Source organism: Variovorax sp. OK605, from assembly GCF_900115445.1.
Taxonomy (GTDB): Bacteria; Pseudomonadota; Gammaproteobacteria; order Burkholderiales; family Burkholderiaceae_C; genus Variovorax.
This window is the reverse complement of record NZ_FOWL01000018.1, coordinates 139,484-159,881: the sequence shown is the minus strand read 5'-3', so window position 1 is coordinate 159,881 and position 20,398 is coordinate 139,484. Positions and strand designations below refer to the sequence as shown.

Genomic DNA, 20,398 nt, shown 5'->3' with positions numbered 1-20,398 from the left:
ATCTGCCCGTCGGGCAGCTTCTTCAATTGCTCCTGGGTCTCGTCGAGCTGGCGCATCTGCGCGCGCAGGGTTCGGATCTTGTCCTGCAGGCGTTCGGTCTTCGCTTCCACCTCAGCAGGCTGTGTGCGATCCGCCGTCTCCAGCGCGTCCAGGTAGCGCTGGATGCTCTGCTCGATCTGGCGCTGGCGCGCATCGATCTTGGCGGGCGTGACGTTGCGGTCGCGGCTGTTGACAGCCTTGAACTTGCTGCCATCGATGGCCACGATGGCTTGCGTGAAGAGTTTGAGCTCGCGGCACAGACCGATGAAGCGACGGCAGACATTGCGAATGCCCGCGCCATTGTCGTGGCGGAAGTCGGCGATGGTCTTGAAGTCGGGCGTCAGGCGCCCGGTCAGCCACATGAGCTCGACGTTACGCTGGGCTTCGCGCTCAAGGCGGCGGCTGGACTGGATGCGGTTCAGATAGCCGTAGATGTAGAGCTTAAGCAGCACACCCGGGTGGTACGCGGGGCGCCCGGTGACTGCGGGGTCGGCGCCACCGAAGCCCAGCGAGAGAAGATCGAGTTCCTCGACGAAGGCATCAACGATGCGCACCGGGTTGTCCTGGCCGATATAGTCGTCAAGGCATTCGGGCAGCAAGGTGACTTGCTCGCGGGACTCGCCTTGGATGAATCGCTTCATGGGGCACCTCGCTCAGAACGGGTGCACCAATTTTAATTTTGAAAGAGCGGGACTGGAAGTCTTTTCACACAGCCTCGGCCAATACCGGACGTTCGACCTTTGGATTCACGCTTGAACAATGAACCCCATATTCTTCTACTGCAAGAGCTGGTTCGCGGCGAAACGATATGCGCCGGAGATGTGGACCGAGGAGCAGGCGAGCACTGCCCACGCATCAGGGAAAAACTACGGCGTGCTTGTGAGTTCTGACGTAAGGCCAAGTCATGTGCTTACCATCGGCGCGAAGTTCGTTGCTGTCGATTTTCTGGACGAGAACCTTCGGGAAGCGCTCTCATACTCCTTCCAGGAAATAGCACCGAACCAGTTCTTCCTGACGATGGCGGTGCATCGATCGTACGAAGGCGAATCGGATAAGGTATTCAGTGGAAGCTGCTACACCTTCAAGCCCGATGGAAACGTGCGGATGTGGCGGGAGCATTTCATCCCTAGATATTCTCGAGAAGATGCGAAAGCACAAGCTGATGTCAGCGGCAACTATGCCGTCGCTCCAACCTTCGGACGCTACGAGGAATATCTCACGCGCGAACGGATCGCCGCACTTCACTGATCAACGGCGAAGGTCCGCTTTGCGCATCCCACTATTTTTCAAGCTACTGCAGGATTCGGCCATCAGGAGACATTGCTTGAGTGAATCGTTTCTTATCCTCAACCGCCGATTTGGCGGCGACATTCGCGACCCATCTGACCGCGACCTGGAAGACGCCCTCAGACAGGTCTTCATCGAAGACCATCCCCAACTGACTGAAGCTGACTACGAGGAGCATCGTGGCGCCTTCCTTCGCTTCGGAAGCGACGAGGGGCCGATGTTCGTTGTCTACGTCTACCGCCGCGGAGATGTCGTGCTCGAACAGTGGGCTGACGCGGACTACGAGGACGAGCTTGTCGCCGCTTTGCACCTGCATCGCGTTACCTTTGACGATGCGCTGCGACTCTGGAAACTCGCACGGGACAAGAACATTTCAGGCCTGCGCCAAGAGCCGTGGGTTCAGAGTTGAAGCAACCGTGAACGTCGGCTTTGGAGAAAGCTGAATGTCTCTTGTGGGCCCTGTGGCGTCGGCCGCCATTCGGCTACAGTCGGCCAGAAGCTGTCGGTGGCTGCTAATTAAAGCGGACTCTCAACGTGGACGTAACCGGCGTCTTGCTCAACGAGTGCGCGAAGCGCGCAGGCGCCGCAGGGCGTCCGCGTTGATGGCCAGCTTTGGCCGCAGCCTTATCACAAAGGTACCCTTCGCGGAACCCCCTGGCAGTATCCTTGAGTTGCACCACACCTTCGCGATGTGAGAGCTTTTCCCTCTTTATCGAGAATCACAAGTTGGTCCGGCAAACGAACCGAATACCGTTCTGGACTCAGGACATGCCTGACGTTCGGCCACCTGCGAATTTGAGGAAGGTATCCGGGGTTTTCGTGCGACAGAATCCCGACACTTTGGTACTTGTCTCCATAGGCATACTGCATTGCGCCACGAATGAATTGGTCAGCGTCGATGATGCCTTGGGCTTCACTGGAACAGACCAAATTCTGGCAGCGAATCTCACCGACGTCGATGCAAGTACCTAATATGGAGGTTTTGACCACGATCTCGGTATCGGGTTTCATGGCTTGAATACTCTGATCGGGCACCGTACATCTTGCCATCACCCCGGCGGTTCCCGGAATGGCGTATGCAATCGAGTTGCTTGGGTTGCTGTGACCATAAACATGTGTGTCCATCTGCTCGACGGGCAGAAAAAACGCAAGAGACAGCATGCACGAACCAACTATCAAGAGGCTAGCGGCGAACTTAAATTTCATGGGGGATGCCGAAGCGGCCTTACGTTATATGCCCAGAAGAACCTGCAGTATGGATTTGACAGCGTATATCTGTTGAAGCATCCACGTATAAAAAATTCCGCCAAACCAAGCACGCTTCAACTAGTCAAAATATAGCTTGCAAGCAAACAGGGTCAGAGTTCTTCGAGGATACGTTTCGGACTGCGAGCAAGCCGAGTTTTGAGTAAATGACCGCTTTTGCAGATGGTGCCCACCGTCAGCTTCGGGCCCGAGGTGGCTGTACGCCGGGCTCTGATCCGGACCTTCAGCGAACGTCCGCTTCCGGGAGCGCCCGACGATCGCTATGGGACGCGAACCAGCCCCTCATGCTCCCACCTGAATTCTCAGACTCAACCGCCAAATTCCAATTTCAGCGGCTCAAACCTCGAAGCGGTCCAAGTTGAGCGAAACAACAGCTCCGCACTGAGTGACAAGTTTCCGCACAAGTCGTCGATCTCAAAGACAACGCGGGGTCACGTCAAGCGACTGCCCACAGCGCCTCAAAGCTCCCCGGTTTCCTCGTGCCCGAGCTCGATCGCAGCGAGCCGTTTGCGCCCCGCCGAGCCGGCAGCCTCGATCACCATGGTGGCCAGCAGATCGCACACCCCCATCACCGCGGTGTGGTTGTCCAGCAGCCCCGGCCCTCGGCAATCGCATTGCAGCGACCACGTGGCGCCGGCGAAGTCGGGCGACGCCTGGTCGCTGATGTAGACGATGCGCGCGCCGATGCGGCTGGCGGCTTGCAGCAGGGTGTCCATCTGCCGCGTCTGCCGGCGCGTGCCGAAGACGATCACGCAGTCGCGCGTGCCCAGGCCGGCGAGGTGTTCTGCCAGCGTCTCGCCCGGCCCCGGGATGGCGGTGACGCGCGGCACCACCTGGATGATCTGCCAGCGCAGGTACTGCGCGAAGGCATGGCTGCTGCGGCTGCCGAAGATCAGCACCTGGCTCGCGCCGATGATCGCCTTCACGATCTCGCTCATCTGCCGGTCGTCGAGCCGGTCGAAGGTGCTGGCCAGGTTGGCCTGCGACTGCTGGAAGTGCGTGGCCACCAGGTGGCCGCGCTTGGAGGCCTCGGTGGCGTTCTGGAACAGCGGCGAGCCGGTCTGCTTTTCCTCGCGGACCTGGCGGCGGGCTTCCTCGTAGTTCTCGTAGCCGATGCGGCGGATGAAGCGGCTCACCGTCGAGGGCGACACGCCCGCCAGCTCGGCCAGTTCGTTGCCGGCGTAGCTCGCCAGCTCGCCCGGGAATTCGAGCACGAAGTCGGCAAGCTGGCGCTCCGTGGCGGACAGCTGGTCGAGCTGGCTGCGAACGCGGCGAACGAAGGAGTCTGCGGAAGGTGCCATGGCGTCTGGAAACGCGATGATGCCACGGCGTGCCTGCAGCATTTCAGCCGGGGCCGGCGGCTGAAAGCAGGATTGCGGCGTGCGACGCCGCCCTCATGGCCCTCATGGCCATCACCGCCCTCGCCGCCCTCGCCGCCCTCACCGCCATCGCGGATGGTTCACACGCTCACACCGCCGCAGCCGCAATCTCGAGCTGGGTCAGCCGCCGCGCCATGCGGCCGACGAAGTTCTGCGTCACATGCGGCAGCACGCGCTGCGACGGCACCACGATACCGACCTGCAACTGCTGCAGCGCGGGCAGTTCGAAGGGGCGCCATATCAGGTCGCCGCGCTTCAGGTCTTCGATGAAGGCGATCTTCGAGAAGCATGAGATGCCCTTGCCGGCCATGATCAGCCGCTTGAGCATCGGCGTCGAATTGCAGGTGGCGGCCGGCTCCATGTCGTCCCAGAACGCGGCGAACTCGGGCGACAGCGCGGCGCTGATGACCGGGTGCGAGCTGGAGCGCAGGAACGGGTAGCGCGCGCACTCTTTCAGAGACACCCTCGCATGGTTGGCCAGCGGATGGCCCGGCGGCATCACCACGCCGATGGGCAGGTTGGCCAGCGCCACCGCCGCCACGCCGCCCGGCAACCGGCTCACAAAAGTCATGCCCACGTCGACCTGGCCCGACATCACCATCTGCGCCACGTCCATGGGCTGCACCGCGGTGATGGTGTAGGTCACGGCAGGGAACACCTGCAGAAAGTCTTCCACCGCGGAGGGCAGCATCTCCTCGAAGAACGAGTCCATGGCCGCCACCTTCACGTGGCCGGTTCGCTCTCCCTTGAGCGCGTCGAGCTCGGTGCGCATCACCTGGTACTCGTGCAAGGTTTCCTGTGCGTGCTTCAGCAAGCGCTCGCCGGCCGCATTGAGCCGCAGGCCGTTGGGCATGCGGTCGAACAGCTCCACGCCCAGCTCGTCTTCCAGCTTGTGGATCTGCCGGTTGACGGCGCTCGCCGCCACGAAGAGCCGCTCCGAGGCCTTGCGCACCGAGCCGCAGCTCGCCACCTCGATGAAGTACTTGAGAATGCTCGCGTGCATCAGCCGGCCCTCCCGTGCGGGGCCGGCGCTTGCGCCGGCTCAACCGGCCAGGCGTGCAATGTCGGGGTGGTCGCAGGCCACGCGCCCGGTGTCGGCCGCGCCGCCGGGCGAGCCCAGCCCGCTGACGTTCGCCGCGAAGAAATCGCGGTTGATGGCCGTGAAATGTGCCATTTCGGGCGGCAGCCGAAGGTCTTCGTAGATGGCCTGCGTGGGGCAGGCGGACACGCAAACGCCGCAGTCGATGCATTCATCCGGGTGAATGTACAGAGTGCGCTCGCCTTCGTAGATGCAATCGACCGGACAGCACTTGACGCACGCGCCGTCCTTGATGTCGATGCAGGCAGCGGTGATGACGTGGGGCATGGCATCCAGCGCGGGCCTAGCGGCCCTGCCACTGCGGCTTGCGCTTCTGCTGGAACGCCAGCACGCCTTCGTTCGCGTCTTCCGACTGCAGCGCGTCCACCAGCGCCGGCAGCCGCATGCGGTGCGCCTCGGCGGGCGACAGCGTGCCGGTGCGCCGCACCACCTGCTTGATGGCCTTGAGCGACAGCGGCGCGCAGGCCAGCATCTGCTGCACCCAGCGGTTCACCGCCGTGTCGAGCTCCGCGCGCGGCACCACCTCGTTGACCAAGCCCGTCTCCAGCGCGCGCTGCGCCTTCACGCGCTGGCCGGTGAGCATCATGCCCATGGCCTGGCGATAGGGAATCTGGCGTTGCAGCAGCAGCATGCCGCCGTCCAGCGGCAGGCGGCCGACCAGCGGCTCGGGCAGGCCGAAGCTGGCCTCTTCGCAGGCCACGACGATGTCGCAGCCCAGCACCATCTCGAAGCCGCCGCCCAGCGCAAAGCCGTTGACGCGCGCGATCACCGGCACGTCCAGCGTCTCGCGCAGCGCGATGCCGCCGAAGCCGCCGGGGCGCGCCGCGGCCCAGTACTCCACGCCCTTGAGGTTGGAGGTGTTCTTCAGGTCCGCGCCCGCGCAGAACGAGCGCTCTCCGGCACCGGTGAGCACCACCGCGCGGATGTCGTTGCGCGACTCGATCTCGCGCCAGATGCGCTGCAGTTCGGCCTCGGTCGGCAGGTCCACGGCATTCAGCACCTCGGGCCGGTCGATGGTGACGGTGGCGACATGGTCGGCCACTTCGAAGAGAACGCTCATGCGTCGGCCTCCTCGATCAGCGCGCGCGCCTCGGCCAGCACCTCGGCCGTGTGCTGCCCGAGCTTGGGCGGCTCGCGGCGCAGGCCGGCCTTGGCGCCCGACATGTGGATCGGGCTGGCAATGAACTTCAGCGGACGGCCCGATGCGGATCCAGCCTCGAGGATCATCGCGTTGTGCAGCGTCTGCGGATCGACCAGCGCCTCGCGCATGTCGCGCACCGGGGCGGAGAGCAGGTCCTGCTCTTCCAGCTTCGCCAGCCAGTGCTCGCGCGTGTTGCCGGCGAATCGTTCGTCGAAGATCGCATGCAGCGCCGCCTTGTTCGCGAACTGCGCCTTCAGCGTGGCATAGCGCGCGTCGAGCGAGAGGTCTTCCAGGCCCAGCGCCGTGCAGATGTCGCGCAGCGGGTTGGCCTTGAACGCACCCACCAGCACCAGCGGCCCAGTCTGCGTGTCGAACACGCCCGACAGCGGCATGGCGGCCCAGTTCACCTCGGAGTCTTCCATCATCACCATGGCCGCTTCCTGCATCTGCATGGCCAGCATGGAGTTGTAGAGCGACACCGAGATCTTCTGACCCTCGCCCGTGCGTTCGCGCTGCAGCAGCGCCAGCAGGATGCCCTGCACCATGTGCATGCCGGCCGTGTAGTCGGCCAGCGCCGTGGGGTAGATCGACACCGGCACCGACGCATCGGCGCGCCGCGCCATCACGCCGGTGAGCGCCTGCGCCAGCACGTCCTGGCCGCCCTTGTGGGCATACGGTCCGGTCTCGCCGAAGCCGGTGCCCACCGCGTAGACGATGCGCGGGTTCAGCCGCTTGCAGTCTTCGTAGCCCAGGCCCAGGCGCTCCATCACGCCGGCGCGGAAGTTGTTGGTGACCACGTCGGCGCCGGCAATAAGCGCCTTCACCAGTTCCATCTGCGCCTCGTCGCGCAGGTCGATTTCCACGCTGCGCTTGTTGCGGTTCAGGCTGCAGAAGATCGGGTTGTCCTCGCCGGCCACCGGCGCGAAGGTCGAGCGGCTCAGGTCGCCCGCGCCCTTGCGTTCGATCTTGATCACGTCGGCGCCATGGTCGGCCAGCATCTGCGTGCAGACCGGGCCCATCATCACCTGCGTGAAGTCGATCACGCGAATGCCGTCGAGAGGCAGTGCGTTGGCGTGGGTGTGGGTGTCGGTTTTCATGCGGCCTCCTGGGTGAACGAGCGGGCGATGGCGGGCACGTCGGCGTTCGGGCCCTTCTGGTCGCCCGGGTCGGCGCCTTGCGAACGCAATGTCTTCTGCAGCTTGGCGATGTCGACCTCGCGCACCGACACGCCCGCGTTCAACGCCAGCGCCGCGGCCGTGCCCGTGGCTTCGCCCATGGCCATGCAGGGCGGAATCTCGCGCGAGATCTTCTGCGCGGCCGAGGTGGCCGAATAGTGCCGGCCGGCCACCAGCAGGTTCTCGACGCTGCGCGGCAGCAGCGTGCGGTACGGGTAGTAGTAGTCGCGCCCGCGCGCCACGCTGTCCTCGAAGCGCGTGCGTTGGGCCACGTCTTCCTTGGTCATCACGTAGGCGCCTTCGAGCAGGCGGGTCTGGCGGATGCCGGTCTGCGGCGCCATGTCGATCAGCGTGCAGCGCGAGAAGCCCGGCAGCTTCGCGCGCACGAACTCGATCACCTTGTGGATGGTGGCGCGGCCCTGCACCTCGGCGCGCGTCAGGTCGCTCACCTTCAGGCCGTCGAGCCCCGGCATGTGCGGGCAGTTGCACCACACCACGCCGGGCAGCGGCGTCTTCAGCCACCAGGCCTCCCACGCGCCGCCCAGCATGTGCTTGATCTCGCGGTCCAGCGCCTGCCAGGCCACGGGGTCCTCGCGCTCGAAGCGCTCGGCCTCCTCGGTGTCGACTGCCCCCAGCCGGAACACGGTGGTCACGATGTAGCTGCCGCTGATGTGCGGCGCGCCGGCCGAGGCGGCCACGTCGAGGTCGCCGGTGGCATCGATCACCACCTTGCCCAGGATGGCTTCGCGCCCGCCCTTGGTCTCGCAGACCACGCCCTTGACCTTGCCGTCTTCCACCAGCGTGCGCGAGAACCACGAGTGCAACCGCAGCTCGACACCGGCCTGCAGCACCATCTCGAGCGAGGTGCGCTTCCAAGCATCGGGGTCGAAGGCGGCGGCGAAGCAGATGGGGTGCGGCTTTTCCTTGCTGTGGAAGTCGTAGGTGCCCCAGCGCTTCCAGCGCCGCACCGCGTCGGGCAGCGTGCCCCAGTCCTGCTGGCGCGGGTACTCGGCCAGGCCGAGCGCGGACATGCGCTCGATCATTTCCAGGCAGATGCCGCGCACCGAAATTTCCTGCTGGTGGCTGTCCCACATGTCGTCCAGCACCAGCACCATGCCGCCCGAGGCCAGGCCGCCCAGGTGGTTGTAGCGCTCCAGCAGCGTCACGCTCGCGCCGTTGCGCGCGGCGGCCAGCGCCGCGGCCTGCCCCGCGGGGCCGCCACCGACCACCACCACGTCCGATTCGGCTGCCACGCGCACGTCGTGCGCGCTCTCCTGCATCCAGTCGCCAATACGGCTCATAGAACTATCTCCTGTTGAAATGTTTGGATGTGTGCGAAGTGCACGGTGCGATTCATTGCGCGCGACTTTTCACGTGTCTTTGCGCGTGTCACTGCCCGCTCTCGGGTTGCCAGCGAATGACCCACTTCTCCGCCAGCGTGACCAGCAGGAAGAACAACCCGGAGAGCGTGGCGCTCATGACGATCGCGGCGTACAGCAGCGGCGAATCGAAGTTGAAGGTGGCCTGCAGGATCATGGCGCCGATGCCCACCGTGGCACCCACCCACTCGCCCACCACCGCACCGATGACGCACATCGACGCCGCAATGCGCAGGGCCGAGAACAGGTAGGGCAGCGCGTTCAGCAGGCGCAGGCGAAAGAAGATCTCGGTCTTGCTGGCCGACAGCACCCGCATCAGCTCCATCGCCTGCGGGTTGACCGACTCCAGCCCGCGCACCATGTTCACCAGCGTCGGAAAGAAGCACACCAGCGCGGCAATGGTGATCTTCGGCTCCATGCCGTTGCCCATGATCAGCACCAGCACCGGCGCCTTGGCCACCAGCGGCACGGCGTTGAACATCAGCACCACCGGAAAGAAGATGTCCTGCAGCGTCTTGTTGTGCACGAAGATCGTCGCAATGACGATGGCCGCCAGGTTGCCCAGCACGAAGCCGCCGGCCGCCTCCATGGCCGTGGGCAGCAGGTTGTCGAGCAGCACGTCGCGCTTGGCGTAGAGCGTCTCCAGCACGGCCCAGGGCGTGGGCGCGATGAAGGGCTTGACGTCGAACACGGCAATCACGGCCCACCACAGCACGAGCAGCCCGCCGATGCCGAGCGCCGGCAGCACGCGGCGGCGCCAGATGCGCTTCTGTCGCGCGGCGGCCCAGGCCAGGTATTCGGGGTCGGCCGAGGCGCTTGTTGTGCCTGTTGCGCTGGAAGCGACCGGCACGGCGGTGTCGATGGAACGGGTATTCATGGCATCGGCCTCAGCAGGTTTCCAGCACACGCCGCAGATGGCTTGTGAGGCGAACGAATTCGGGGGACTCGCGCATCTCCAGCGTGCGTTCGGCGGGCAGTTCCACCGGAACGATCTCGCGCACGCGCCCCGGGTTGGCGGCCAGCATCAGCACGCGCTGACCGAGGAACGCGGCCTCGTGGATGCTGTGGGTGACGAAGAGAATCGTCACGCCGGTATCGCGCCACACGCGCAAGATTTCTTCGTTGAGCCGGTCGCGCGTGATCTCGTCGAGCGCGCCGAAGGGCTCGTCCATCAGCAGGATCTTCGGGTCGCTGGCCAGGGCGCGCGCAATCGACACGCGCTGGCGCTGCCCGCCCGACATCTCGTGCGGGAAGGCGTTCACGCGGTCCTTCAGCCCCACGAGCTCCAGCAGTTCCTGCGGCGAGCGGCGGCCCTTGCGGCTCGCGCCGCCACCCACCTGCAGCGGCAGCTCCACGTTCTGCAGCGCGGTGCGCCAGGGCAGCAGTGCCGCGTCCTGGAACACGAAACCGATGTCGCGGTTCTTGCGCGCGGCCTGCGGCGTGGACGACAGCACCTCGATGTGGCCGCGGCTGGGTTGCAGCAGGTCGGCCACCACGCGCAGGAAAGTCGACTTGCCGCAGCCCGAGGGCCCCAGCAGCGTGAGGAACTCGCCCTGCGCCACGTCGAGGTCGAGGCTCTTGATGGCGGTGACGTCGCGGCGCTCGGTGAAGAAGCGCACGCCGATGTCGCGGCAGGCGATGGCGGGCGCGGAGGCAGGCGGCGCGTTGAGAACGGCGGCCATCGCGTCAGCCCTTCATGGCCCGCGCGGCGGCGGTGGCTTTCAGCGCGTCGAGCGAGATCACGTCCTCCACCTTCGGCGTGCGCGCGGTGAACTGGCCCAGCTCCGCGTAGGTGGCGATCTGTTCCTGCCACACGGCCGGGTCCATCGCGCCCCAGCCCTGCGTCTGCGCGGCACCGCCGAAGGCGTACTCGAGCATCACGTCGACCGCCACGCGCTCGTCCTCGCGCTTGAGGTTGGGGTACTCCTTCACCAGCATGTCGACCGCCTGGTCGCGGTTGGCGCGCACGTGGTGCCAGCCCTTGGCCGTGGCACGCAGGAAGGCCTCGATGACCTTGGGCTGCGTCTCCAGCGTCTTGGTGGACGCGTAGTAAGGCAGCGCGTACAGGCGCACGCCCGCGTCCCACTGCGTGAGCGAGGCGATGTCGGGGCCCAGCACCTTGATGGCGGTGGTGTTGGTGAGCCAGCCCGTCACCACGTCGACCTGCCCCGTGAGCAACGGCGACATGTCGGCGCCGATGGAGACGATCTTCACGTCCTTCTCGGCGATCTTGTTCTTCGCGAGCAAGGCACGCAGCAGGATCGCCGCGGTCGACGGAATGCCCACGCGCTTGCCGACCAGGTCGGCGGGCTTGCGCACCGGGTTCTTGGCCAGCGAGAAATAGGTGTAAGGGTGCTTCTGCGCGCCCACCGCGAAGCACTTGATCGGCAGGCCCTGCGACACGGCCAGCATGATCGACGGGCTCGACGAGACCTGGCCGACCTCGTAGCGGCCCGAGGCGATGATGGCCACGCCGTCGATGTTCGGCCCGCCCGGCTGGATCGCGAAGTCGATGCCTTCCTGCTCGTAGAAGCCCATGCGCTTGGCCACCACTTCGCCGATCTGGTTGCCCCCGACGATCCAGCCCAGCTGCATGTTGATGCGCGCCTTGCCCTGTGCGAAGGCGTCGACGCTGAGCAGGCCGCCGGCGGAGAGTCCGCCCGCGATGAGGGACGTCTTGAGGAGACTTCGGCGACCGGGGTCGCGGAGCTGGGCCATGGCGAATTCCTTTGGGATGCGATGAAGTGAACGGATGCTAGGAGCGCGCAGCGAGCGCACCAAGCACCGTTTTTCGCAACGGGCGAACTAAAAAATAGGTCCCCTTGCGCGCTTCACAATGACATTGCGGTGCACACGGCGCACCGGCGCGCACCACATCGGGGAAAACGTGAATGCCCGGCGAGCGCGCCTTCAGCGCGCGCTGCTGCCCGATTTGTTGCGCACGCGGCCTCGTATGCCGGTATAAATCCGCACGCCCGGCAAAGACCGGAGACGAGACAACACGAAGGACGGCACCTCATGGAGTTCGACTATGTGATCGTGGGCGGCGGCTCGGGCGGCGCCACCCTGGCTTCGCGGCTCAGCGAAGACCCGGGCGTACAGGTCTGCCTGGTCGAGGCCGGCGGCGACGGGCGCGGCATTCTCGTGCGGGCGCCGGCCGCCACGGTGGCCATGCTGCCGGGGCGCCCGCGCATCAACAACTACGCCTACCAGACGGTGCCGCAACCGGGCCTGGACGGGCGCCGCGGCTACCAGCCGCGCGGGCGCTGCCTGGGCGGCTCGAGCGCCATCAACGCGATGCTCTACGTGCGCGGCCACCGCGAGGACTACGACGACTGGGCACGCGCGGGCTGCGCCGGCTGGTCCTTCGACGAGGTGCTGCCGTACTTCATTCGCGCCGAAGGCAACCAGCGCGGCGCGAGCGCGCTGCACGGTGCCGACGGGCCGCTGCAGGTGGCCGAGCAGCAGAGCCCGCGCGCCATTGCGGAGGACTTCGTGCGTGCCGCCGAGTCGTGCGGCATTCCGCGCAACGGCGACTTCAACGGCCCCGAGCAGGAAGGCGCGGGCCTCTACCAGGTCACGCAGTTCCACGGCGGGCCGAAGAACGGCGAGCGCTGCTCGGTGGCCGCGGCCTACCTGCATCCGGCGATGAAGCGCTCCAACCTCACGGTGCTGACCGGCGCGCAGGCGCAGCGCGTGATGCTGCAGGAGCGGCGCGCCGTGGGCGTGGAGGTACGGCGCGGCGGCAAGACCGAAACGCTCGACGCGCGGCGCGAGGTGGTGCTGTGCGGCGGTGCCTTCAACTCGCCGCAGCTGCTGATGCTCTCGGGCATCGGCGACCCCGCCGAGCTTGCGCCGCACGGCATCGCGGTGCGGCATGCGCTGCCGGGCGTGGGCCGCAACCTGCAGGACCACACCGACTTCATCCTCTCGTACACCTCCAAGGACACCGAGCTCTTCGGCATCGGCGCGGTGGCGGGGCTGAAGCTGCTGAAGGCGATCTTCGAATGGCGCAAGCGCGGCACGGGCCTGGTCGCCACGCCGTTCGCCGAAGGCGGCGCCTTCGTCAAGTCGTCACCTGAACTGCGGCGGCCCGACCTGCAGCTGCACTTCGTGATCGCCATCACCGACGACCATGCGCGCAAGCTGCATGCGGGGTTCGGCTTCTCGTGCCATGTGTGCGTGCTGCGGCCCAAGGGCCGTGGCGACGTGCGGCTGAACGATGCCGACCCTGCCTCCGCGCCGCGCATCGATCCGCGCTTCCTGTCGGAGCCCGAGGACATGGCGCTGCTGCTGTGGGGCGTGAAGAAGACGCGGGAGATCCTGCGCGCGCCCGCGCTCGCGAGCTACCGGCACCGCGAGCTCTACACCGCCGACGCCCACACCGACGAAGAGCTGACGCGCCACATCCGCGCGCGCGCCGACACCATCTACCACCCTGTGGGCACCTGCAAGATGGGCACCGACGCCCTGTCGGTGGTTGACGCGCAGCTGCGCGTGCACGGCATCGAGAACCTGCGCGTGGTCGATGCGTCGGTCATGCCCACGCTGATCGGCGGCAACACCAACGCGCCGACCGTGATGATCGCGGAGCGCGCGGCCGACTGGATGCGCGGGCCGATCACCTTCGACCGCGCCGTGCTGGACGCTAGGGCGCCTGCGACGAGCCCCTGACGACCAGCTCGCCGGGCAGCAGCAACTGGCGCGGCGGCACGTCGAGGCCGCGCAGCCGTTCGATCAGGCAGGTGGCGGCCGTGCGGCCGATGGCATCGGTGGGCTGCGCCACGGTGCTCAGGCCGGGGCCGATGAGCGAGGCCCATTCGGGATCGTCGAAGCCGACGAATCCCAGGTCTTCCCCGAACTGCCAGCCCAGCCGCGCCATGGCCTGCGCCACGCGCAGCGTGACCACGGCATTGCCGGCCACCACCGCCGCGCGGCGTGCGCGCCTGGCGCGCTGGCGCAGCGCGCGCAACGCCTCGTCGAGGTCGTCATGGCCGCCTTCGACGCACTCGAAGATCTCGCCGGCCACGCGCGGCTCGTGCGCAGCCACGCAGGCGCCGAAGGCGGCCGTGCGTTCGCGCCGCGAGCTCACGCCCTTCTGCGGCTCGGTCACGTAGAGCAGCTCGCGGTAGCCGCTGTCGACCAGGTGGCCGCAGGTGGCCGTCATCGCCGCATGGTTGTCGAGCGAGACGAAGTCGGTGTGCATGCCGGTGTGGCGGCGGTCGACCAGCACGGCCGGCTTGCCGTGCAGCGTGACCGCGTCGACCACGTTGCTGCCGCGCCCCAGCGTGTTGAGGATGAAGCCGTCGACCTGGTAGCCCGCCAGCGCATCGATGGCCTCGCGCTCGCGTTCGCTCTCGTTGCCGAGGTTGAACAGCATCACGAGGTAGCCGGCGTCCTGGCAGGCCTTCTCGGCGCCGCGCAATACCGCGACCGAATACGGATTGGTGATGTCGGCCACGATCAGGCCGATGAGCCGCGAGCGGCCATGGCTCAGCGCCTGCGCCATCGGGCTCGGCGAATACGCCAGCTTGGCGATGGCCACCTCGACGCGCGCGGCGATGTCGGGGCTCAGCAGCCGCTCGCGGTGGTTCAGGAAGCGAGAGACGGTGGCCTTGGAAACGCCGGCCTCCTCGGCAACGTCGCCAATGGTGGCGCGCCCGCTCGGCTTCATGCGCGGCTCTCGCTCCCTCTCCCCTTGGGGAGAGGGTTGGGGTGAGGGCCCGCGGCGGTGGCGAGGGCAGCGTCCGCACGGCGGCCGACGCCCTCACCCCAACCCTCTCCCCGAGGGGAGAGGGGGCAAGACAGGTCAGTCATGCGGACGCCGTGTCGTACGGCGCCGTCGGCTTCTCGCCGGCCAGCGCCTGCAGCAGGTTGGTCGTGGCCAGCTCCGCCATCGCGTGGCGGGTTTCGATGGTGGCCGAACCGATGTGCGGCAGCGGCGTGACGCGCGGGTGCGTGCGCAGCGGCGACTCGGCCGACAGCGGCTCCTTGGCGAACACGTCGAGCCCGGCGGCGCGCAAGGTGCCGTGGTCGAGCGCCTGCAGCAGCGCCTCTTCGTTCACCGTGGCACCGCGGCCGCCGTTGATGAAGGAAGCGCCCGGCTTCATGCGCGCGAAGAAGGCGGCGTCGATCATGCCGCGCGTGGCCTCGGTCAGCGGCAGCATGGCCAGCACGATGTCGGCGCGCGCCAGCAGGTCGTCCAGCGGCGTGTGCGCGGCGCGGCCTTGCAGCTCGGGGGCCTGCGAAGCCAGGTCGACCGCGCGGCGCGAGTGGTACAGCACCGGCATGCCGAAGCCCAGCGCGGCGCGGCGCGCCACGGCCTGGCCGATGCGGCCGAAGCCCAGGATGCCCAGCGTCTTGCCGTGCACGTCGGTGCCGAAGAGCTCCTCGCCGATGTTCTTGGTCCAGCGGCCTTCGCGCACCAGGTTCGACAGCTCGACCACGCGGCGTTGCGTGGCCATGAGGATCGCGAACACCGTGTCGGCCACCGTCTCGGTGAGCACGTCGGGCGTGTGGCACAGCACGATGCCGCGCTGGTGCAGCTCGGCCAGCGGGTAGTTGTCCACACCGACCGACACGCTCGAGATCACCTGGAGCTGCGGCGCCGCGTCGAGCAGCGCGGCATCGACGTTGTAGCTCGAGCCGATCAGGCCGTGGGCGGTGCGCAGCGCCGCGGCAAAGGCCTCGGGCTCCTTGCGCGGATCGGCCACGACGACGTGGTGCGCAGCCTGCAGGCGTGCCAGCTGGTCTTCAGGCAACGACCGGAAAACAAGAACATTCTTCTGCGTCATGGTCAGAGCCCCGCTTCTTCGAGTTGAGCCCGCGTCGGCAGGCCTTCGGTATCGCCCAGCACCTGCACTGCGCGCGCACCGATCCAGGCGCCGCGGCGCACCGCGTCGGGCACGCTCCTGCCTTCGAGCAGGGCGCTCACCACGCCGGCCGCGAAGCCGTCGCCCGCGCCCACCGTGTCGATCACTTCCTTCACGGGGAAGCCGTCGACATGGCCGGTGCCGGCCACGTCGCTGTCGTAGTAGGCGCCCGCGGCGCCGAGCTTCACCACCACCAGCTTCGCGCCGCGTTCGCGGTAGAACCTGGCGACGTCTTCGGGCTTGTCGTGGCCGGTGAGCAGCAGGCCCTCTTCGATGCCGGGCAGCACCCAGTCGGCGCGCGAGGCGAGTTCGTTCACCCAGTGACGCATGGTCTCGGTGGACGACCACAGCGTGGGGCGCAGGTTGGTGTCGAAGGAAATGGTGCGGCCCGCGGCGCGCATCACGTCCATGGTCTTCAGCGCGGCCTGCAGGCTGGTCTCGGAGATGGCGGCGAACACGCCGGTCGCGTGCAGGTGGCGCGCCGAGCGCAGCCAGGCCTCGTCGACGTCGGCCGGGCCCATCTGGCTCGCGGCCGAGCCCTTGCGGTGGTATTCGATCGGCGGGTCGCTGCCGTCGGTGACGCGGCCCTTGAACTGGAAGCCGGTGCGCTGCGTGGCGTCGGTGATCACGTGCGAGCAGTCGATGCCTTCGGCGCGCATCGCGGCCAGCAGCGCGCGGCCCATGGAGTCGGTGCCCAGGCGGCTGGCCCAGCCCACCTTCAGGCCCAGGCGCGACAGGCCGATGGCCACGTTGGTCTCGGCGCCGGCGGTGCGCTTGAAGAACGACTCGGCGTTTTCCAGCGGACCGGGCCGGTCGGCCACGAGCAGCAGCATGGCCTCGCCGAAGAGAGCCACGTCGAAGGCGATGGGATCTGTCATGTTGTTCTGGGTTCTTTGGGAGATCTGCGACCGCGAAGACTAGGCCCGCGCGGCGCGGATGAAGTCGATCTGCGCGCGGGTCACGGCCAGCAGGTCGTCGCCCACGAGCGGGTATTCGATGGCGTGCGGCACGTCGGCCGGCAGCGCGCGCAGCACGGCGCGCCACGGCGCGACCGAGTCGCCCAGCGGCACCGCCACCCACTTGTGCGGCAGGCGCTGCGCGCCCTTGCAGTGCACGTAGCGCACGCGGTGGCCCAGCGCCTGGGCGGCCTGCAGCGGGCACTCGCCCACCCAGTGCCAGTTGCCCATGTCGAAGGTCATGCCCAGCGGCACGCCGGCGCGGTCGGCCACGTCGAAGAAGGTCTGCAGCGCGGCCAGCGTGCCGGCACGCACGGTCTGGTCGTTCTCGATCACGAGCTCGATGCGCGTCTCGGCCAGCTCCACCTTCAGGCCCCACAGCGAGCCGTGCGACGCAGCCTGGAAGTCGCCGATGGACATCTTCAGCCGCTTGGCGCCCACGCGCGTGGCGGCGGCAATGCCCCGCTTGAGCGCGGCGCTGTCGAGCCAGCCGCCTTCGGCCCACAGGCCTTCGGGGCTGGAGTACACGGACGCCAGGCCGTTGAGCGCGGGCAGTTCGGCGTCGGCGTCGCGCAGCATCTCGCCGCGCACTTCCACCGAGTCGGCACCGGCCGCGCGGGCCAGTTGCGAACACCAGAGCTGGCCGTGCCGCCCCACCTCGGCCGCACCGAAGGACGACAGAGAGATCAGGACCTCGAAGGACATCAGTGGCCTTGGTGCGAGCTGAGGATCTGGCCGAGGAACTGGCGCGTGCGCTCGTCCTTGGGGTTGCCGAAGAATTCCTCGGGCGGCGCCTGCTCGACGATCCTGCCTTCGGCCATGAAGATCACGCGGTCGGCCACGCTGCGGGCAAAGCCCATTTCGTGGGTCACGCACAGCATGGTCATGCCGTCTTCGGCCAGGCCGATCATGGTGTCGAGCACTTCCTTGACCATCTCGGGGTCGAGCGCGGAGGTGGGCTCGTCGAACAGCATGATCTTGGGCGACATGCACAGCGCGCGCGCAATGGCCACGCGCTGCTGCTGGCCGCCCGAGAGCTGGCTCGGGTACTTGTTGGCCTGCTCGGGAATGCGCACGCGCGTGAGGTACTTCATGGCCACCTCCTCGGCCTGCGCCTTCGTCATGCCGCGCGAGCGCATCGGCGCGAGCGTGCAGTTCTGCAGGATGGTGAGGTGCGGGAACAGGTTGAACTGCTGGAACACCATGCCGACCTCGGCGCGCACCGCGTCGACGTTCTTGCCGCCGGCCGTGAGGTCGATGCCGTCGACCACGATGCGGCCCTTCTGCACCGTCTCCAGCCGGTTGATGCAGCGGATGAGCGTCGACTTGCCCGAGCCCGAAGGCCCGCAGATCACGATGCGCTCGCCCTGGCGCACCGACAGGTCGATGCCGGTCAACACCTGGAATTCACCGTACCACTTGTTGACCGCTTCCATGCGGATGATCGATTCCGTCGTCATGCCAGGATTCCTTCAGCCTCTTTGAACCGCGGTGCTTACTGCATCTTGGGCAGGTCGGCCTGCAGCCACTTCTGGTACAGCTTGTTCAGCTCGCCGTTGGCGGTGTTCTTCTGCACGAACTCGTTCACGGCCTTGGCCAGCTCTTCCTGGCCGGGGCGCATCGCGATGCCCATCGACTGCTGCACCAGCGTGAACTTGTTTTCGAAGGTGTTGGCAGGCACGCGCTTGGCGATCTGCGCGGCCACGGTCACCGAGCAGCCGATGGCGTCGACCTGGCCCGAGATCAGGGCCTGCATGGCCGATGCATCGTCGTCGAAGCGGCGGATCTCGGTGCCTTCCGGCGCGGCCTTGGTCACGGCCACGTCCTGCGTGGACGCGCGGGCCACGCCCACGCGCAGGCCCTTCAGGTCGCCGGCGGCCTTGATGGGGGCCTTGGTCGCGCCGTACAGCACGATGGTGGCGGCCGCGTAGGGCTGCGAGAACTGCACCTGCTTCGAACGCTCGGGCGTCACGGCCAGCGAGGCCACCAGCAGGTCGACCTTGTTGGTCAGCAGGAAGGGAATGCGGTTCGGGCCCGTGACCGGCACGATGTTGGCCTTCACGCCCCAGTCCTTGGCCAGCAGCTTGGCCACGTCGGCGTCGTAGCCGTCGGGCTGGTTCTTGGCGTCGGTGGTGCCGTAGGGCGGGAAGTCGACCAGCATGCCGATGGTGATCTCGCCCTTCTTCTTGATGTCGGCCACGGACTGTGCCGAGGCGAAGGGTGCGAACACGGTCAGCGCGGCGCCGAGGCCCAGGGCTGCGAGGGCAACGCGGCGGGTGGTGGTACGGGTCATGGAATGTGTCTCCTGAATAAAGAAAGGAACGACGAGAAAGAAGAAACGGAAATCAGCGGGCGAGCGCGCGGGCGCGCTTGCGCTCCATGTGCGCGGCCAGCAGCGACAGCGGCCAGCAGATCGCGAAGTAGATGGCCGCCACCACCGAGAACACGATGAGCGGCTGGAAGGTGGCGTTGTTCACGATCTGCCCGGCGCGCGTGACCTCGACGAAGCCGATGATGGCCGCGAGCGACGTGCCCTTGATGATCTGCACCACGTAGCCCACCGTGGGCGCCAGCGCGATCTTCAGCGCCTGCGGCAGCACCACGTCGCGCATGCGGGCGCCGTACTTGAGGCTCAGCGCCTCGGCCGCTTCCCACTGGCCGCGCGGAATGGCTTCGATGCAGCCGCGCCAGATCTCACCCAGGAAGGCGGCGCTGTTCAGGATGAGCGCCACGCCCGCGGCCACCCACGGGTTGATGTCCAGCCCCAGCACCGGCGCGCCGAAGAACACCAGGAACAGCTGCAGCAGCAGCGGCGTGCCCTGGAAGATCTGGATGAAGGTGGTCGAGATGCCGCGGGCCCAGCGCGACTCCGACGTGCGCATCAGCGCGATGACGAGCCCCAGGATCGCGCCGCCCACGAAGGCGATGGCCGACAGCGCCAGCGTCCACTTGGCCGCTTCGAGGATGAAAAGGAATTCGGGATAGCCGAAGGTACGCATGGTGTCTGCTCCGTCCGTGGTCTCTTACCGGCGGTCCGGGTAGTTGAGCGTGCGCTTGTAGATCAGCTTGAACATCGCCGAGAAGGCGAGTGCCAGCGCCAGGTAGATGCCCGCGACCACGATGTAGATCTCGAAGCTGCGGAAGGTCTGCGACTGCAGGTTGGCGGCCACCGAGGTCAGGTCGTCGGCCGAGATGACCGAGACCACCGCCGAACTCAGCATCAGCAGGATGAACTGGCTGGTGAGCGCCGGGTAGATGGCCTTCAGCGCGGGCTTGATGATCACGAAGCGGAAGATTTCCCAGGGCTTGAGGTTGAGCGCGCGGCCCGCCTCGATCTGGCCCTTGGGAATGGACTCGATGCCCGCGCGGATGATTTCCGTGGCGTAGGCGCCCAGGTTCACCACCATGGCCACCAGCGCGGCCGTTTGCGGCGACCAGCGCAGCCCGATGGCCGGCAGCGCGAAGAAGAAGAAGAACAGCTGCACGAGGAACGGCGTGTTGCGGATCACCTCGATGTAGGCATTGACGATGAAGCGCAGCCAGCCCGGCCCCGAGGTCTTGCCCCAGGCACAGAAGATGGCCACCACCAGGCCCAGCACGGTGGCCACGAGCGACAGCTGGACGGTGATCCAGGTGCCCTTGAGCAGCAGCGGCCAGGCGGCGAAGACGGCGTCGAATTGAAACTGGTAGTTCATGGTGGGCGAGCGCGCAACAGGTGCAGGAAACGCCGGTTGTGCGCCGTGCATGCCTGAAAAGCAATGCTTGCAGCTTATATGAAACCGGTTTCAGACCCTCCTAGGGATTC

General features: G+C 66.9%; 22 protein-coding genes. 3 read left to right on the top strand and 19 right to left on the bottom strand.

What is annotated here, in order from left to right; genetic code table 11:
* Positions 1-680, bottom strand: a 680-nt coding sequence (locus BM013_RS33405; protein WP_177225639.1) for a transposase, incomplete at its 3' end; no start/stop codon positions are given.
* Between the two features lie 118 nt (positions 681-798).
* On the opposite strand from BM013_RS33405, the gene BM013_RS33400 reads away from it, so the two are divergent.
* Both BM013_RS33400 and BM013_RS33395 read left to right on the top strand, forming a co-directional pair.
* Positions 799-1,287, top strand: a complete 489-nt coding sequence (locus BM013_RS33400) for a hypothetical protein (RefSeq protein ID WP_093133189.1) — start codon at positions 799-801, stop codon at positions 1,285-1,287.
* Positions 1,288-1,363: 76 nt separating this feature from the next.
* Positions 1,364-1,735, top strand: a complete 372-nt coding sequence (locus tag BM013_RS33395) for a hypothetical protein (RefSeq protein WP_093133187.1) — start codon at positions 1,364-1,366, stop codon at positions 1,733-1,735.
* Between the two features lie 218 nt (positions 1,736-1,953).
* On the opposite strand, the gene BM013_RS40885 is transcribed toward BM013_RS33395, so the two are convergent.
* The 10 genes from BM013_RS40885 to BM013_RS33350 all read right to left on the bottom strand — a co-directional run bounded on the left by BM013_RS40885 (position 1,954) and on the right by BM013_RS33350 (position 11,483).
* The gene (locus BM013_RS40885; RefSeq protein ID WP_143098437.1) at positions 1,954-2,532 is read right to left on the bottom strand and encodes a hypothetical protein; all 579 of its coding nucleotides are present in this window, start codon (positions 2,530-2,532) and stop codon (positions 1,954-1,956) included.
* A 518-nt stretch (positions 2,533-3,050) separates the two neighbouring features.
* Entirely contained in the window at positions 3,051-3,893 is an 843-nt protein-coding gene (locus BM013_RS33390; RefSeq protein WP_093133207.1) for a MurR/RpiR family transcriptional regulator, read from the bottom strand.
* A 166-nt stretch (positions 3,894-4,059) separates the two neighbouring features.
* Entirely contained in the window at positions 4,060-4,974 is a 915-nt protein-coding gene (locus BM013_RS33385; protein ID WP_093133185.1) for a LysR family transcriptional regulator, read from the bottom strand.
* A gap of 39 nt (positions 4,975-5,013) precedes the next feature.
* The gene (fdxA, locus tag BM013_RS33380; RefSeq protein ID WP_093133183.1) at positions 5,014-5,337 is read right to left on the bottom strand and encodes a ferredoxin; all 324 of its coding nucleotides are present in this window, start codon (positions 5,335-5,337) and stop codon (positions 5,014-5,016) included.
* Between the two features lie 16 nt (positions 5,338-5,353).
* Positions 5,354-6,130, bottom strand: coding sequence for an enoyl-CoA hydratase-related protein (locus BM013_RS33375; protein ID WP_093133181.1), 777 nt, complete (start codon positions 6,128-6,130; stop codon positions 5,354-5,356).
* Complete coding sequence (locus BM013_RS33370) at positions 6,127-7,308, bottom strand: CaiB/BaiF CoA transferase family protein (protein ID WP_093133179.1); 1,182 nt, start codon at positions 7,306-7,308, stop codon at positions 6,127-6,129. Before BM013_RS33370 ends, BM013_RS33375 begins: the two co-directional genes overlap by 4 nt.
* On the bottom strand, positions 7,305-8,687 hold the full coding sequence (locus tag BM013_RS33365) for an FAD-dependent oxidoreductase (protein ID WP_093133177.1): 1,383 nt from the start codon (positions 8,685-8,687) through the stop codon (positions 7,305-7,307). Before BM013_RS33365 ends, BM013_RS33370 begins: the two co-directional genes overlap by 4 nt.
* 88 nt (positions 8,688-8,775) lie before the next feature.
* Positions 8,776-9,642 carry an ABC transporter permease gene (locus BM013_RS33360; RefSeq protein WP_093133175.1) on the bottom strand — a complete coding sequence of 289 codons (867 nt, stop codon included), beginning with the start codon at positions 9,640-9,642 and terminating at the stop codon, positions 8,776-8,778.
* A 10-nt stretch (positions 9,643-9,652) separates the two neighbouring features.
* Entirely contained in the window at positions 9,653-10,447 is a 795-nt protein-coding gene (locus BM013_RS33355; protein WP_093133173.1) for an ABC transporter ATP-binding protein, read from the bottom strand.
* A gap of 4 nt (positions 10,448-10,451) precedes the next feature.
* Complete coding sequence (locus BM013_RS33350) at positions 10,452-11,483, bottom strand: ABC transporter substrate-binding protein (RefSeq protein ID WP_093133171.1); 1,032 nt, start codon at positions 11,481-11,483, stop codon at positions 10,452-10,454.
* Positions 11,484-11,783: 300 nt separating this feature from the next.
* Between BM013_RS33350 and BM013_RS33345 the strand changes: the two genes are divergently transcribed.
* Positions 11,784-13,439 carry a GMC family oxidoreductase gene (locus BM013_RS33345; RefSeq protein ID WP_093133169.1) on the top strand — a complete coding sequence of 552 codons (1,656 nt, stop codon included), beginning with the start codon at positions 11,784-11,786 and terminating at the stop codon, positions 13,437-13,439.
* Here BM013_RS33345 and BM013_RS33340 read toward each other — a convergent pair.
* The 8 genes from BM013_RS33340 to BM013_RS33305 all read right to left on the bottom strand — a co-directional run bounded on the left by BM013_RS33340 (position 13,414) and on the right by BM013_RS33305 (position 20,288).
* Complete coding sequence (locus BM013_RS33340; protein ID WP_093133167.1) at positions 13,414-14,439, bottom strand: LacI family DNA-binding transcriptional regulator; 1,026 nt, start codon at positions 14,437-14,439, stop codon at positions 13,414-13,416. The two genes, BM013_RS33345 and BM013_RS33340, sit on opposite strands and share 26 nt — an antisense overlap.
* Before the next feature lie 139 nt (positions 14,440-14,578).
* Entirely contained in the window at positions 14,579-15,559 is a 981-nt protein-coding gene (locus BM013_RS33335; protein WP_177225638.1) for a 2-hydroxyacid dehydrogenase, read from the bottom strand.
* Between the two features lie 2 nt (positions 15,560-15,561).
* The gene (locus BM013_RS33330) at positions 15,562-16,515 is read right to left on the bottom strand and encodes a sugar kinase (protein WP_093133165.1); all 954 of its coding nucleotides are present in this window, start codon (positions 16,513-16,515) and stop codon (positions 15,562-15,564) included.
* 39 nt (positions 16,516-16,554) lie between these two features.
* On the bottom strand, positions 16,555-17,298 hold the full coding sequence (locus BM013_RS33325) for a sugar phosphate isomerase/epimerase family protein (RefSeq protein ID WP_093133163.1): 744 nt from the start codon (positions 17,296-17,298) through the stop codon (positions 16,555-16,557).
* Positions 17,298-18,053 (bottom strand): amino acid ABC transporter ATP-binding protein, encoded by a 756-nt coding sequence (locus BM013_RS33320; protein WP_093133161.1) that lies wholly within the window; start codon positions 18,051-18,053, stop codon positions 17,298-17,300. The genes BM013_RS33325 and BM013_RS33320 overlap by 1 nt, the downstream gene beginning before the upstream one ends.
* Before the next feature lie 35 nt (positions 18,054-18,088).
* On the bottom strand, positions 18,089-18,886 hold the full coding sequence (locus tag BM013_RS33315) for a transporter substrate-binding domain-containing protein (protein WP_093133159.1): 798 nt from the start codon (positions 18,884-18,886) through the stop codon (positions 18,089-18,091).
* Between the two features lie 52 nt (positions 18,887-18,938).
* Positions 18,939-19,592 (bottom strand): amino acid ABC transporter permease, encoded by a 654-nt coding sequence (locus BM013_RS33310; protein ID WP_093133157.1) that lies wholly within the window; start codon positions 19,590-19,592, stop codon positions 18,939-18,941.
* 24 nt (positions 19,593-19,616) lie between these two features.
* Positions 19,617-20,288: an amino acid ABC transporter permease gene (locus BM013_RS33305; RefSeq protein WP_093133155.1), complete on the bottom strand. Its 672-nt coding sequence runs from the start codon at positions 20,286-20,288 to the stop codon at positions 19,617-19,619.
* Positions 20,289-20,398: the final 110 nt, after the last annotated feature.